This window comes from Mycobacterium gordonae (genome assembly GCF_017086405.1).
GTDB classification, from domain to species: Bacteria; Actinomycetota; Actinomycetes; order Mycobacteriales; family Mycobacteriaceae; genus Mycobacterium; species Mycobacterium gordonae_D.
The window spans coordinates 2760495-2776053 of sequence record NZ_CP070973.1 but is presented as its reverse complement, the minus strand read 5'-3'; the positions used below and the strand labels follow the sequence as shown (position 1 = coordinate 2776053).

Here is a 15559-nt window from a genome sequence, read left to right as displayed (position 1 = left end):
GTCACATGAGCGCCGTCGTCGACCTGGTCGACCACACCTTCTTCCGCATCGAGCGGGCAGCCGGTGTGACCAACGTGATCCAGTGCGCCTGGTTGTATGACCGTCCCGTCGCCATCGACGGCCTGCGCCGGTTCCATCAGCACCTGCAACGCGGCAGGTTGGCGCGCCGGATCGAACGGTCACCGCTGCCGTTCGGTCGTCATCGCTGGGTCTCGCCGCAACAGCATCACGACCTCGAGATCGTCGAGCAACCCTGCTCGCGAGGGGATTTCGACGCCTGGCTGGCGAGGCAGGCCGAAACTCCGCTGGACGCCGAGCACGGCCCCGGCTGGCATCTAGCGACGCTGCCCTTCACCGGCGGCGGCGCAGGGGTGAGCTTGATTGCCTCGCACTGCCTTACCGACGCCATGGGATTGTGTGAAGCGGTGGCCGACGCGGCGTGCGGCCGGGATCACCCGCGCCACTGGCCGGTCGCCGGGTCACGCCCGCGCTGGCGGGCCCTGGGTGAAGACGCTCGGCAAACCGCGCGTGACGTGCCGACCATCGGCCGAGCGGCGGCGGCCGCAGCACGATTCGCCTGGCGCAGCCGGCAGCGCACTGGATCGCCCACCGCACCATCCGGCCCGGCTGGCGGGGCGGATGAACGCGTCACGGTCCCGACGGCAACGGCTTTCGTCGACGCCGCGGATTGGGATTCCCGCGCCGTGAGCCTCGGGGGACCAGCAACACGTTGCTGATCGCGGTGGCTTCTCGGTTGGCCCAGCGGATGGGACGTGTCGCCGCCGACGGTTCGGTCGCGGTGACGATGGCAGTCAGCCAACGCGGCCCGGACGACACCCGCGCCAACGCCATCACCAACGTCGACTTCACCGTCACACCACACCACGCAACGGTGAGTCTGCTCGAAATCCGTTCCGCCACAAAGCGAGCACTGATCCGCTGTGCCGAGCAGCCCGAGGAGCGGTGGCGGTTGCTGCCGCTGGTACCGGTGGTGCCCGAGCGGCTGGGGCGGCGCTGGGTCGACGCCGCCACCTCCGGCACCGTCAGCGTCGGCGCATCCAACGTCGGGACGATTGACCCGGCCGTCAACCAACCGGACGGCACCGACGCCGATCACTTCGCCATGAGGTCCATCACGGCGCGCGCGACGACGGCGACGACGGACCGGGTCGGCGGACTGCTGTCGGTGCTCTCGGGCCGGATGCAGGGCCGGGTCTTCGTCTCGGTGGTCGCCTACCAGCCCGGTGGCCACAACTCCGACAGCGGTGTCAGCGGCCTTATTCGGGATGTCCTGCGCGAGTTCACGCTCACCTCGACCGCCGGGTGGGCGGCTCCACGGGAAAGGATCCTCGGCAGATGAACAACGTCCTTGACCTGGTCGACCAGACCTTCTTTCGCCTCGAACAAGCTGCCGGAGTGGGCCAGTGCGTCTGGGTGTACAACCGCCCGGTCGATATCGACGGTCTGCGCCGGTTCCACCACCAGCTACTGCAGGGACGACTGGCGCGCAGCATCGAACGCTCACCGTTGCCGTTCGGCCGCCATCGGTGGGTGTCCCAACGCGGGCCTTCCGCGCTCGAGATCGTCGAGACACCCAGGCCGCGTGCCCAATTCGAGGCCTGGCTGAGCGAGCAGGTCTGTACTCCCCTAGATGCCGAGTTCGGACCGGGATGGCGCCTGGCGGTCCTGCCATTCAGCGACGGCGGCGCGGGAGTCAGCCTGGTCCTCAGCCACTGCCTCACCGACGGTGTCGGAGGGGCGACGGCGGTGGCCGAGGCGGCGTGCGGCCAGGTGTCACCGGTCCGCTGGCCTAACGCCGGATCACGCACCCGGTGGCGTGCGCTGCGTCAGGACGCTCGACAAGCCGCGCGCGACCTACCCGCCGTCTGCCGGGCCGCGACCGCCGCAGCCCGGTTCGCCCGTCGCAACCGCGGGCGGTCGGCAGCAATTCTCCCAGCACCGATCTTCGCGGCGGACGAGCGTCATACCGTGCCTGTCACAACGGTTTTCGTCGACGCAGAGGAATGGGCAGCGCGCGCGCACGCGCTGGGCGGAACCAGCAACACATTGTTCGCGGCGGTGGCGGTGCGGCTCGCGCACCGGGTCGGACGGGTGGCTCGGGACGGCACGGTCGCCGTCGCGATACCGGTCAACGAGCGCACGGCCGAGGACACCCGGGCCAACGCCGTCACGATGGTGAACATCACGATCGACCCGGCGCTGGCGGCCTGCGACCTGCGCGTCATCCGCGCAGCCGTCAAACATGCGCTGACCGGCTACCGGGACCTGCCCGACGAGCGGCGGACATTGCTGCCCCTGATCCCGTTTGTGCCGCGGCGACTCACCCGCCGGTTGGTCGGCGTCGCCACCGGCGGCGCGGCCAACGTGGTCGTCGCGTCCAACCTGGGCGCGGCGCCCGCGGCCCTCGGCCGGCCCGACGGCACCGACGCCGACTACGTCGCGGTGCGCTCTCTCTACCCGGATCTGACCGCTGCGATGCTGCAGCAACTCGGCGGACTGCTCTCGTTGCACGCGATGACGGTGGACCGTCGGGTGGCCATCTCGGTGCTCGGCTATCAGCCGGGCCAGCCGAACTCCAATACAGAATTGACACAGCGGATCTCGAGTGTCCTGCGGGAGTTCTCACTCATCGCCACGACATATGACGACGTCATCACGACGAAAGGTTCCCGACCATGAGCGACGTTTTGGACCTGTATGACCAGACCCAGTTCCTCGGCCAGCAGGCAACCGGAGCCACGAACCTCCTGCAATGCTTCTGGCTCTACCATCGTGATGTCGATGTCGACGGGTTGCGGCGGTTTCACCGCCAACTGTCCCGTGGACCGTTGGCCCGCAACGTCGAACGATCCCCCTTGCCGTTCGGCCGGCATCGCTGGGTCGCGCCGCGCCGGGACTGCGAGCTGGCGATCTCCGAAACACCCCGCCCGCGTGCTCAATTCGAATCCTGGCTGGCTGAGCAGGCCAATGTGGCGCTGGATGCCGAACACGGCCCCGGATGGCAGCTGGCAATGCTGCCCTTCGCCGAGGGCGGTGCGGGGCTGAGCCTGGTCGTCACGCATTGCCTCACCGACGGCGTCGGACTGTGCACGGCGCTGGCTGACGCGGCCTGCGGCCGGCCCAGCCCGATTAGGTGGGCGGCCGCCGGCTCCCGGTCACGGTGGCAGGCGCTGCGCCAGGACGCGGGTCAGGCCCTGCGCGACCTGCCGGCCATCGGGCGCGCGGTCGTCGTCGCAGCCAGAGCGGCTCGGCGACAGCAGGATTCGGCCGCACCAGCGCCGGGCTATGCGACCGACGAGCGCGTCACGCTCCCCACTGTGACACTCTTCGTCGACGCCGAGCAGTGGGACGCTCGCGCTGTTGCGCTCGGCGGCACCAGCAACACGCTGCTAGCCGGTTTCGCGGCCGGCCTCGCGCAACGGGTCGGGCGCCTGGCCACCGACGGAACCGTCGCGCTGACGGTGCCGGTGAACGAACGCACGGCCGACGACACCCGCGCGAACGCGATCACCAACGTCGACCTCGCGGTCGACCCCCGTCCGACGACGACCGACCTGCGCCCCCTGCGGGGCGCGATCAAGCACGCGCTGATTCGATCGGCGACGTCGACCAACGAGCGCTGGAAGTTGCTGCCCCTGGCTCCCCTGCTGCCGCACTGGCTGGTGCGGCGCTGGGTCGGACTTTCGGCCAGCGGCGCGGCCAGCGTGATCGCCTCCAACCTCGGGGCGCTCGACACGGACGCCATGTGCCCGGACGGCACTGAAGCCGACTACTTCGCCATGAAGTCACTGGCCCCGGGCGCGACCTCGGCGATCATGAACCGGTTGGGCGGGTTGCTCACGGTGCTGTCGGGCCGTACACGGCAGCACGTCTTCGTCTCGGTCCTCGCCTACCAGCAGGGCCGTTCCAATTCCACGACCGAACTACGCCAACATCTTTCGGATGTGCTGAGCGACTTCATGCTCACCGCGGACGAGCTGTCTCAGCTGGCTACCAAGGAGGCATCCCGGCCATGAACAACGTCCTTGACCTGATCGACCAAGCCGCGTTTCTAGCCGAGCGTGCCACCCGCTCCACGAATGTGCTGCAGTGCTGCTGGCTCTATCGGGAGGGCGTAGATCTCGACGGGCTGCGCCGCTTTCACCACCACCTGCAGCGGGGGCGGCTCGCGCGGCGCATCGAACGCTCACCACTGCCGTTCGGCCGCCATCGCTGGGTGTCCGCACCTGCTTCTACCCAGCTTGAGATCGTCGAATCACGTTACTCGCGTAGTCAATTCGACGCCTGGCTGGACGAACAGGCCGACCTTCCGCTGGATGTCGAACGGGGACCCGGCTGGCATCTGGCCGTACTGCCGTTCACCGACGGCGGTGCCGGGGTGAGCTTTGTGACCACCCACTGCCTCACGGACGGGGTCGGATTCTGCGCTGCGCTGGCCGACGCCGCCGACGGACGCGACGATCCGATCAATTGGCCTGCCGCCCGCTCCCGCCGACGGTGGCGGGCGCTGGGCCGGGACACCCGACAGACCGCGCGCGACCTACCCGAAGTGGGCCGGGCCCTGCGAGCCGCGGCACGCCTGGCACGCGACACCCGCGGCACAGGCCGCACAGCCGCCCCGGCACCGGCCCGGTTTGCACGGCCCGACGGACGCGTCGCGCTGGCCACGGCGACGCTCTTCGTCGACGGCGCTTGGTGGGACGCCCGGGCCCGGGCGCTCGGCGGCACCAGCAACGCGCTGCTCGCGGCGGTCACGGCGCGCCTGGCCCGGCAGACGGGACGCGTCACCACCGAAGGCGTCGCCACCGTCGCGATACCCGTCAACGAGCGCGTCGTCGGCGATACCCGGGCCAACGCCATTACCGCCGTCGACATCGAGGTGGACTCCACGGCGGTGACGACGGACCTCACCGCGGTCCGAGCCGCCGTCAAGAACGCGTTGATCCACCGCGGCAGCGCTCCCGACGAACGATCGGGCCTGCTGCCCCTGACGCCGTGGCTGCCGCGGTGGGCAGTTCGGCGAATGGTCGGCGTGGCCCTCGGGGGTGCGACGACCAGCGGATCCTCCAATCTCGGCCCGATCGATCCGGCGGTCAATCGGCCGGACGGTAACGACGCCGACTGCATGGCCATGAGGTCGTTGTACCCGCGGGCCACCCGGGCGACGATGCGTCCGACCGGCGGTCTGCTGGGGGTGGTGTCGGGGCGCGTCGACAACCGGATATTCCTGTCGGCCCTGTCTCATCGGCCGGCTGGGCGTAACTCCAATCCCCAACTGCAGAAGGATTTTTCGGAGGTTCTTCGGGAATTCGGAATCTTGGCCACCGCGGGTTGGCCGACCGCCGAGCACAATGCGCACAACCGCGCCGAATGTGGCTAATTTCGACTATCGCCGACAAGCGCGACCCCGGGCCGGGGCCACCGTAGCTTCGGTGCTGACAGTTCGCCATCAGGTACCAACCGGGCGGCCGCGCAGGCTGGCCGACGCCTGACATAGAAGGGCTTCACCATGTGGAAACGCTCCCCCGCTTTGCACACCTCGATGCCGGCCGGCGTGTTCGCGGTGTTGGGTCGTGTCGCCGTGCGCGCGCCCTGGTTGGTCATCGCCGGCTGGGTGGTCGTCGTCGCGGCGCTGGCCACCGCCGTGACACCGCTGACGACGGTGGTCGAAAGCCGACCCTTGCAGCCGTTGCCGGCCAGCGCGATGGCGGCGGCCGACCAGATGGCCAAGGACTTCGGTGAGTCCGCACAGAACCTGCTGCTCGTCGTCCTCACCGACGATCGGGGTCTGCAACCGGCCGACGAGGACACCTACCGGAAGCTGGCCGCCACACTGCGCAGCCAGACCGACGACGTGGAGGGTGTGCAGGATGTCATCACCACACCCGCGCTGCGCGCTTTCCTGGCCAGCGCCGATCACAAGGCGATCTACCTGGCCGTCAGCCTCAAGGCGCCGGCCGGGTCCCCGGAGTCGTCGCAGGCCTACCAACGGATCGCGCAGATCGCCACCCGTTCGACAGCCGGGTCGTCGCTGACCGCGGCCGTGACGGGACAGGCGGCGATGGTCGGCGACATGTCGATCCTCACCACTCACGACATGCACATCATCGAGATCGCCACTGCCGTCCTGGTGCTGCTCATCCTGATGGCGATCTACCGACGGCCGATGACCGTGCTGCTGCCGTTGCTCACCATCGGCATTTCGGTGGCCGCCGCGCAAGGCGTGGTGTCCGGCCTGGCTCAACTCGGACTCGGGGTCTCGGCGCTCACGGTTGCGTTGATGACGGCGATGATCGTGGGAGCCGGCACCGATTACGCCGTGTTTCTGATCAGCCGGTATCACGAGCACATCCGCGCCGGCAACGATTCCGACCAAGCGGTGTGCAAGGCGCTGAGTTCCATCGGTGAAGTCATCGCGGCGTCGGCGGCCACCGTCGCCGTCACGTTCCTGTGCATGGTGTTCACCCGGCTGCCCGCATTCACCAGTATCGGTCCCGCGCTTGCGGTTTCGATCGCGATCGCGTTCTTCGCGGCCGTCACCTTGTTGCCCGCCATCCTGCTGCTCGCCGGCCGGCGGGGCTGGGTGGCCCCTCGACCGGGGCTGACCGACCGGATGTGGCGGCGGTCCGCCGTCGCGATCGTGCGCCGCCCCAAGGCCCACCTGGTGGTCAGCCTGACGGTACTGATCACCCTGGCCGGCTGCGCAGCATTGCTGCGCCCCACCTTCAACGACCGCCTGCAACTGCCGCAATCGGCGCCCAGCAACGTCGGCTTCGCCACCATGGCGGCTCACTATTCGACGAATGCGCTCCTGCCGCAGTACATCTACGTCCGTTCGCACCATGATCTGCGGACATCGCGGGCACTGGCCGACCTCGACCAGATGGCACAACGAGTGTCCCAGTTGCCCGATATCGCCGCGGTGCGTGGCATCACCCGGCCCGACGGCCAGCCGCTCGATCAGGCCAAGCTCAGCGTTCAGGCCGGTGCCGTGGGCTCGAAGTTGGCGGACGCCTCGACACAGATCAGCGACAAGACCGACGACTTGGATGCGCTGACCAACGGTGCCGACCAACTTGCCGCAAGCCTTGCCCAGGTGCGCGACCAGATCCGCGGAGCCAGCGGACCGGTGGCAGAGATGACCAGCACGCTCAACGGAGCGCAGCAGCAGCTCACCGCGGCGGCCAACCTGCTGGAGAATCTGCGCAGGCTCGCCAACGGCGCCGTCACGACGGGCAGTGTCGCCGGGGCGGGAAACCCACTCCTCGACGTGTTGGCCAACAGCCCGTTTTGCGCTGACGACACGACGTGCCGCGCGCACCTGGTGCCGTCGGCGATGCAGAACCTGCAGGCCGCGGTGCAGAACGCGAGCGCCGTGCTGACGACGGCGGAGAACAATCTGCGGACCGCGGGCGCCGGAGCCGCCGGCATCACCCAGCGGATCGCACAGCTGCAGTCAGCGGCCGACAAGTTGGCCGATGGCAGCCAGCAGCTGGCGCGCGGAGTGCGAACCCTTGTCGAGCAGACCAAGCGCATGGGCTCAGGCATGAATCAGGCGGCCGATCTCCTGCTCTCGATGAAGCGGGATGCGGCGCAACCCGACATGTCGGGCATGTACATCCCGCCCAAGGTGCTCACCTCCGAGGACTTCAAGAACGCCGCACGGATGTTCATCTCCCCGGACGGGCACTCGGTGCGCTACCTGGTAGAGACGAAGCTGGACCCGTTCAGCCCCGCGGCGATGAACCAGGTCGCCTCGATCGTCGACACCGCGCGCGGCGCCCAGCCGAACACTTCGCTTGCCGATGCGTCGATATCTATGGTCGGCACCACCGCGATGTACGCCACGATGCGGGCCTACTACGACCGCGATGTCACGCTGATTGTCATCGCGACCTTGATCGTGGTCTTCCTCATCCTGGTGGCGCTGCTGCGCGCGCTGGTGGCGCCACTGTATTTGATTGTTTCCGTGGTCATTTCGTATCTTTCGGCGGTCGGACTGGGGGTGGTCTTCTTCCAGTTCGTGCTGCACCAGGCGATCTACTGGAACGTGCAGGCGACGGCATTCATCGTTTTGGTGGCGGTAGGGGCGGACTACAACCTGCTGCTGATCACCCGCATCCGCGAAGAAGCGGCGTCAGGCATTCGCTCAGGCATCATCCGCGCCGTCCGCTCGACCGGCGGCGTCATCACCTCGGCCGGCATCATCTTCGCCGCATCGATGTTCGGCCTGATGTTCGGCAGCATGTCCACCATGGCGCAGACGGGCTTCATCATCGGCGCGGGCCTGCTGGTCGACACCTTCGTCGTCCGCACCATCACGGTGCCGGCGATGGCGGCACTGCTCGGACCGGCGAACTGGTGGCCCACCAGGACACCGCGCGCCGGGTTGGGGCAACACACCGCCGGCGCGGCGAACCCCGTCCCGGCCTCCGGCGAGTGGGACGACTCTGACTACCTCTCGTCGGTCGCCACCAACTGCTGCATGGGCGTGCTGGCCATCCCCTGACGGCCAGCAGGACCAGTCCCCCGCCCGACATGGTGACCACGTTCGATTGACCGGAGGCCACCTCGGCCGTCATTGTCTACAGGACAGACACTATCTCTGCAGAGCAGACAAGGGGCGGTGGTGGGTTCGCTGAACGACGGCTTGACGCAGGTGCTCGACCATGTCCGACGGGGCATGATCCCGGCGCACATCTACAACGATCGGGAACTGTTCGCGCTCGAAAAGGAGCGCCTGTTCAGCCGGGCATGGATGTTCGTGGCGCACGAGTCGGAAATCCCGCACGACGGCGATTATGTGGTGCGCCGCGTGCTCGACGATTCGTTCATCATCACCCGCGACTCCGGCGGCCAGGTCCGGGCCCTGTTCAACATGTGCCTGCACCGCGGCATGCAGGTGTGCCGGGCCGAGATGGGCAATGCGTCCAATTTCCGCTGCCCGTACCACGGTTGGACGTACCGCAACGACGGGCGCCTGACCGGCCTGCCGTTCCATCGCGAGGCATACGGCGGCGACGAAGGCTTCGACAAGAACCAAACCCTCTTGTCCGCACCGAATTTGGGAACCTACAACGGTTTGATCTTCGTCAATCTCGACCCGCACGCGCGGCCGTTGCGCGAATACCTCGGCGACTTCGCGTTCTATCTGGACTTCTACACCAGGCAGAGCACTCACGGACTGCACGTCAAAGGTCCGCAGCGCTGGAGGATCAAGGCCAACTGGAAGATCGGCGCCGAGAACTTTTCCGGCGACATGTATCACACTCCGCATACCCATGCCTCGATCGTCGAGATCGGTCTGTTTCGTGAGCCCAAGGCGCAGAAGCGCAAAGACGGAGCCACATACTGGGCGCAGCGCGGCGGCGGAACCACCTACAAATTGCCGCCGGGCGACTTCGACCAGCGCATGCGTTACGTGGGCTACCCCGACGAGATGATCGAACGGATCAAAGCGGTGTGGTCGCCGATGCAACAGCAGGTGGTGGCGCAGGACGGCTTCATGTTCTCGGCCGCAACCTGTTTCCCGAACCTGAGCTTCGTACACAACTGGCCCAAGCTGCCTGAGAGCGATCAAGTGCTGCCGTTCATCTCGATCCGGCAGTGGCAGCCGATCAGCGAGAACGAGACCGAGGTGTGTTCGTGGTTCGCCGTGGATGCGGCGGCGCCGGAGCAGTTCAAGAAGGACTCGTACCAGGCGTATCTGATGTGCTTCGGATCCACGGGGATGTTCGAGCAGGATGACGTGGAGAACTGGGTGTCGCTGACCACCACGGCGGGCGGGTCCATGGCTCGGCGACTGCTGCTGAACAGCCGGATGGGCCTGCTGTCCGACGATCGCCCGGTGATCGAGGCGCTGCCCCCGGATGCGTTCCACGGGCCGGGCAGAGCGCAGGTCGGCTACAACGAGTACAACCAGCGCGAGTTGCTCAAACTGTGGGCCCGGCAGCTGGAGTCAGCATGAGAAGAGCTCTGCCGTTCAACGACATTCGACATCAGCAGGCGCACCAGTTTCTGGTCGACGAGGCGTATCTGCTGGACGCGCAGCAGTACCAGGCGTGGCTGGACACCCTGACCGACGACGTCCGCTACGTGATGCCGGTGCGCGTCACGACCGCCCGCGGCGCCGGATTCGACACCTCACCGGGCATGGACCACTTCGCCGAGGACAAGTATTCGCTGACCCAGCGCGTCGCCCGGATGCGCACCGAGCATGTCTGGGCCGAGGATCCCCCGTCGCGGCTGCGGCACTTCATCACCAACGTGCGCACCTTCGAACAGGATCCGACGCACCTGGTCGTGCAGTCGGCGGAATTGCTGTTTCGCAGCCGCGGTGACGCCAACGAAAGCGCGTTATTGTCCTGCGGCCGCGACGACCTGCTGCGCTGGGATCAGAGCGAGAATCGGTGGAAGTTGGCCCGTCGCACAATCATTGCCGACGAATCGGTATTGCGGATGCAGAACCTGGCGGTATTCCTGTGAACCCGGTCGGCGAGCCCATCACGGTGGCGAACGAATTCACCGAAGTCGTCGTGCAGCGGGTCGACACGCGCAACGGCTCGCGGCTACTGATCCGCTGCCCGCGCAGTGGGCGGTCGATCACGCTGGACGCCCTCGAGGTCGAGGCCCTCACCTGGCAGAACCCCCGTACGCTGGCGGCCATGGTCGGCAACTCCCAGGCCCCGCTGCTGCCGGACGAACCAGAGGACGGCGATGACCCGATGGCTTGACGGCAAACGGGCCCTGGTGGTCGGCGCCGGTTCGGGCATCGGGCGGTCGGTCGTCGACGCGTTCATCGCCGAGGGCGCGAAAGTCGCCGTTCTGGAACGCGATCCGGACAAGTGCGAACGACTGCGCGAAGAACTGTCCGAGGTCCCCGTGGTGCGGGGTGACGCCACCAACCGCGCCGACAACGACCGGGCGGTCGCCGTGACGACCGAGACTCTCGGGGGCCTGGACACGCTGGTCAACTGCGTCGGAGTGTTCGACTTCTACCGGGGAATCGACGACATCGAAGCGGACAACCTGGCCGCCGCTTTCAACGAGATGTACCGCACCAACGTACTGAGTCACCTGCAGTCGGTGAAGGCCGCGGTTGCGGCACTGCGCAGCTCGAGCGGGGCCTCGATCGTGTTGACCGAGTCCACCTCGGCCTACTACCCGGGGCGCGGCGGGGTCCTGTACGTGTCCTCGAAGTTCGCGGTCCGCGGGCTTGTCACCGCCCTGGCACACGACCTGGCGCCGCACGTCCGGGTCAACGGGGTGGCCCCCGGCGGGACCCTGAACACCGACCTGCGCGGGCTGGCCAGTCTCGGCCTCGACGATGTCCGCCTCGACGACTCCCCGGACCGGGCAACAGATCTGGCCGCCCGTAGCCCGCTCAACGTCGCACTCACCGGCGCCGATCATGCGTGGAGCTACGTTTTCCTGGCCTCGGACCGTTCGCGCGGTATCACCGGGGAAACCGTTCACCCCGACGGCGGGTTCCGCCTGGGTGGGCGGAAATGAGCCTGGAACCGCAACGCGCGCTGGTGGCCCAGGGCTGTCGCGTGGCCGCCGCGCGCGGTCTGGTCGACGGCATGCTCGGTCATCTGAGCCTGCGCGTCGACGACGAGCACCTGCTGATCCGGTGCCGCAGCGACAGCGACACCGGGGTGGCCTTCACCCGTCCCGCCGACATCCGGCTGATCACCGTCGACGGAACCGCCGGCGCCCCAGGAGAACTCGACGGCTACCGGGTGCCCAACGAGCTGCCGATCCATATCGAAACGATGCGGGCCGACGCGAAGCATCGGGCCGTCGCGCACCTGCACCCGCCCGCCGTCGTCGCCGCGGACCTGGCCGGCATCGCGATCCGGCCGATTTACGGAGCCTTCGACATCCCCGGCGCGTGGTTGGCGCGTGGCGGGGTTCCGGTCTATGAACGTGCGGTGTTGATCCGGACGGCTCAACTCGGCAAGGAGATGGCTACGGCGATGGGCGGACGGCCGGTGGTGATCTGTCGCGGCCACGGCATCACCAGCGCCGCGGCCGGCGTCAAACAGGCGGTGTTGCAAGCAATCAGCGTCGATGCGTTGGCCCGCATGTCGTTACGGGTGCGCGCCGCCGGCGGCACGCTGCGCGAGATCGCCGACGCCGATTGGGATGATGTGCCGGACTTGGGTTCCGGCTTCAACGTCGACTCTGCCTGGCGGCACGAGGTCGCCCGCCTGCCCGCTCAGCCCAGCTGATCGCCGATCTCGCTGGCGGCCTCACTCAGCGCCGCGGCCACCGACGGGTACTTCGAAGCAGGGAGCCGTTGCTGCGGAGCGGCGGCGTTGAGCGCGAGCCGCAATCCGGGCGCTCTGGTCGGGATCTGCACCGCCACCGAGGCGACGCCCTCCTCACTCTCCTCGCGGTTAGTGGCGTAACCCTGCCGGCGGATACGGGACAGCTCGCTGTCCAGACGGGCCCGGCTGTCGATCGATCGCGCCGTGACACGCTCCAATTCATCATCCGGAAACAATTGCCGCAGTTCGGATTCCGGCAGCCCCGCCAACAGGACCTTGCCGGTGGAGGTGCAGTGCGCCGGCAGGGTGCGCCCCAACCGAGAGGCCACCCGGACCGCTCGGGGGCCCTCGATTGCCGCGACGAAGCGCACGACGGCGCTGTCGAGCATGCCGACGTGGATGGACTCGCCGAGGCGTTCACTGAGACCACGCATCACGGGCATGGCGGTGCGCGGGATATCGACGCGCCCGAATATCGCGAAAGCCACGCTGGTCAGCGCCGGACCGGGAAGGTATGCCTTGGATTGCGGGTCCTGGCGGACGAATCCGCGGTAAGTCAGCATCGCCAGCAGTCGGTGCGCGGTGGAGGATGCCACGCCAAGGTACCGGGTGGCCTCGCTGAGCCGGATCTGTGGCTGCTCGCCAAGGAGCAACAGCAGTTTCAGCGCGTTGTCGACTGACTCGATCGGGTATTGCGGCACTTCATTCCGCACCCGCCGAGCCTAGACGAATTGCCCGGCCTTCCCGTTACTGCCCGGCACGCCCAGCAGGCCGGTGATGCCGGTGCTGCCGCCAGGCCCTCCGGCTGCACCGCCCAGGCCACCCTGTCCACCCAATGCCAAATTGCCACCGAGGCCGACGGCGCCACCCGTCGTCGCATCCCCGCCGTCGCCGCCACTGCCACCGGCACCGCCCTGACCGCCTACCCCGCCCGAACCACCGGCGCCGGCAGCTCCGGATCCGCCGGCCCATCCGATCAGACCGCCGGCGCCGCCGCTGCCACCCCCGCTGCCCCCGGCACCGCCGGCACCGCCGACGCCGCCGTTTCCGCCGAGGGCGCCATTGTTGCCGTCGCCGCCGATCGCACCGGCGGGTTCGGCCGTCATCGTCACGCCCCCGCCCGCGCCGCCATCGCCGCCGGCACCGCCGATGCCGCCGATGCCGCCGACTCCCCCGGCTCCCGCGGCGCCGCCGGCACCACCGATCCCGATGAACCCGGCTGCCCCGCCGTTCCCGCCGAGACCGCCGGTACCGCCCGTACCGCCGGCTCCGCCGATGCCCCCCTGACCGGCGGTGCCGCCGTTGCCACCGAACGCCTGGCCGGTGGCGGAGTTGACGGCGGAGCCACCGCCGCCGCCGGCGCCGCCGGCAAAGCCGGACGCCCCGGTGCCGCCGGTGCCGCCGATGCCACCGGCACCTCCGGCACCCCCGTTGCCGATGAACATTCCGCCGTGACCGCCGGTGCCGCCTGCGCCGCCGGTGCCGCCGCCACCGCCGCTGGCCCCGGTTGCCGTACTGGCCACCCCGCCACTGCCACCGTTGCCGCCGGTCGCGGTACCGGTATACGGGTTGTTGGCGAAGCCGCCCAGGCCGCCGGCGCCACCCGAGCCGCCGGTGGGCCCGCCCGGAGCGCCGTTGCCTCCGGCTCCTCCGGAGACGGTGGTGGCACCCGTGACCGGGCCGCTATTCACGACCAACGAACCCCCGCCGATCCCCCCGGCGCCGCCGTCGCCGCCAACACCGGCCAGGCCTCCATCGCCGCCGTTGCCCGTGGAAACAGAGAGATCTCCTCCCACGCCCAGCAAATCGACCGTCACAATCACGCCCTGGCCGGTTCCGCCGGTGCCGCCTGTTTCGCCGGCGCCCCCACCGACCCCAGTTCCGCCGCCCGCGCCGATTACTGTGACGTCACCCGCGTTGGCGACCACGATCGGCAAGCTACCCGGGCTGGTGCCGGGTGCGGCCGTGCCGGTTGGAGTGGGGTTGACCCCCGCCGTCCCGCTCAGACCGGTACCGCCCTGTCCGCCGGCACCACCGGAGCCGAACCAGTTGGCGTGGCCCCCATGACCGCCATTGCCGGGCGTTCCACCCAGCACCCCCGCCACCGCGGCGCCACCCTGTCCACCAGCGCCGCCGTCGCCGAACAGCGTCCCGCCGATGCCGCCGTTTCCGCCCGCAGCACCCGCTCCACCCGCGCCGCCGTTACCGCCGCTACCGACCAACAGCGGTCCGGCGCCACCGTCACCGCCCGGCGCCCCGGCACCACCCACGCCCCCGACACCACCGGAACCGAAAAGGCCGGCCGCACCACCGATCCCGCCGGCCGCTGCGTTGCCGCCGTCCCCGCCGAAACCACCGTTCCCGAACACGCCGCCGACACCGCCGACACCACCGACACCACCGGTGGCACCCACGCCGCCGTGGCCACCCGTTCCCCCGCTGCCGAACAGGCCGGTGGTGCCTCCGACCCCACCCACCCCGCCGACGACCGTCGCACCCTGCGCGCCACCGAACCCGCCGGTGCCACCGTTGCCGATCAGCCAACCGCCGCGACCGCCCGCGCCTCCGGCAGCCCCCGACCCGGCCACACCCGCGCCACCCACCCCGCCGATGCCGCCGTTGCCGATCAGGCCGGCGTCTCCACCGGCACCGCCGGCCTGGCCGGCCGCACCTGAGCCCCCGCGCCCGCCGTTGCCGAGCAGCAACCCACCCGGGCCGCCGGGCGCCCCGGAAAAGGCCGGCGCGTCAGTGCCATTGCCGATCAGCGGTCGGCCGAGCAGAGCCTGGGTGGGAGCATTGATCAGCGCGAGCAGGCTCTCCAACGGCGCCGCGCTGGCCGCTTCGGCCGCCGGGTAGGCACCCGCCGCCGCCGTCAGCGACCGCACGAATTGTTCGTGGAACACCGCGGCCTGCGCACTGACACTCTGATAACCCACGGCGTGTGCCCCGAACCACGCGGCAATCGCTGCCGACACCTCGTCGCCGGCCGCCGCAACGATGCTCGAAGTCGGTACCGCGGCAGCGGCATTGGCCACCGACAAAGCCGACCCGACTTCCGCGAGACTCGACGCGGCCGCCGACACCACATCCGGCATCGCCATCACAAACGACATCTGCAACCTCCCGACGGTCGCGCGCCGTCGACGCACGCGGCAGCCAAATCCTAGACCCGCGGCAGACGCTTCGACGGTCATTTGGCCGACCGCAGCCTCGGACCTGCCGTCACCGGCAACCGTGAGCTGCAGCAAATCCAGGGCAAGGTGACC

The 15559-nt window shown here is 69.1% G+C and carries 11 protein-coding genes and 1 pseudogene; 10 read left to right on the top strand and 2 right to left on the bottom strand.

The annotated features are described in order from the left end of the window. The first annotated feature begins 5 nt into the window (after nt 1–5). The 10 genes and pseudogenes from JX552_RS11965 to phtC all read left to right on the top strand — a co-directional run bounded on the left by JX552_RS11965 (nt 6) and on the right by phtC (nt 12254). A pseudogene (locus tag JX552_RS11965) lies at nt 6–1360 on the top strand (hypothetical protein). Further along, complete coding sequence (locus tag JX552_RS11960) at nt 1357–2700, top strand: WS/DGAT/MGAT family O-acyltransferase (protein ID WP_205877608.1); 1344 nt, start codon at nt 1357–1359, stop codon at nt 2698–2700. Before JX552_RS11965 ends, JX552_RS11960 begins: the two are co-directional and overlap by 4 nt. Next, a complete protein-coding gene (locus tag JX552_RS11955; RefSeq protein WP_205877607.1) occupies nt 2697–4037 on the top strand; it encodes a non-ribosomal peptide synthetase in 1341 nt (446 codons plus the stop codon). The genes JX552_RS11960 and JX552_RS11955 overlap by 4 nt, the downstream gene beginning before the upstream one ends. After that, complete coding sequence (locus JX552_RS11950) at nt 4034–5401, top strand: hypothetical protein (protein ID WP_205877606.1); 1368 nt, start codon at nt 4034–4036, stop codon at nt 5399–5401. The genes JX552_RS11955 and JX552_RS11950 overlap by 4 nt, the downstream gene beginning before the upstream one ends. Before the next feature lie 129 nt (nt 5402–5530). Beyond that, on the top strand, nt 5531–8530 hold the full coding sequence (locus JX552_RS11945) for an MMPL/RND family transporter (RefSeq protein WP_205877605.1): 3000 nt from the start codon (nt 5531–5533) through the stop codon (nt 8528–8530). A 174-nt stretch (nt 8531–8704) separates the two neighbouring features. Continuing rightward, on the top strand, nt 8705–9988 hold the full coding sequence (locus JX552_RS11940) for a Rieske 2Fe-2S domain-containing protein (protein ID WP_205878385.1): 1284 nt from the start codon (nt 8705–8707) through the stop codon (nt 9986–9988). Continuing rightward, the gene (locus JX552_RS11935) at nt 9985–10506 is read left to right on the top strand and encodes a 3-phenylpropionate/cinnamic acid dioxygenase subunit beta (protein ID WP_205877604.1); all 522 of its coding nucleotides are present in this window, start codon (nt 9985–9987) and stop codon (nt 10504–10506) included. Before JX552_RS11940 ends, JX552_RS11935 begins: the two co-directional genes overlap by 4 nt. Then, a complete protein-coding gene (locus JX552_RS11930; RefSeq protein WP_205877603.1) occupies nt 10503–10754 on the top strand; it encodes a dihydrodiol dehydrogenase in 252 nt (83 codons plus the stop codon). The genes JX552_RS11935 and JX552_RS11930 overlap by 4 nt, the downstream gene beginning before the upstream one ends. Next, complete coding sequence (gene hcaB, locus JX552_RS11925; RefSeq protein ID WP_205877602.1) at nt 10738–11532, top strand: 3-(cis-5,6-dihydroxycyclohexa-1,3-dien-1-yl)propanoate dehydrogenase; 795 nt, start codon at nt 10738–10740, stop codon at nt 11530–11532. The genes JX552_RS11930 and hcaB overlap by 17 nt, the downstream gene beginning before the upstream one ends. Next, entirely contained in the window at nt 11529–12254 is a 726-nt protein-coding gene (phtC, locus tag JX552_RS11920) for a 3,4-dihydroxyphthalate decarboxylase (RefSeq protein ID WP_205877601.1), read from the top strand. Before hcaB ends, phtC begins: the two co-directional genes overlap by 4 nt. Here the strand turns inward: phtC and JX552_RS11915 are convergent. Continuing rightward, a complete protein-coding gene (locus tag JX552_RS11915) occupies nt 12242–13006 on the bottom strand; it encodes an IclR family transcriptional regulator (protein ID WP_205877600.1) in 765 nt (254 codons plus the stop codon). The genes phtC and JX552_RS11915 overlap by 13 nt on opposite strands. 9 nt (nt 13007–13015) lie before the next feature. Further along, nucleotides 13016–15406, bottom strand: a complete 2391-nt coding sequence (locus tag JX552_RS11910) for a PE family protein (RefSeq protein WP_205877599.1) — start codon at nt 15404–15406, stop codon at nt 13016–13018. Nucleotides 15407–15559 lie beyond the last annotated feature (153 nt).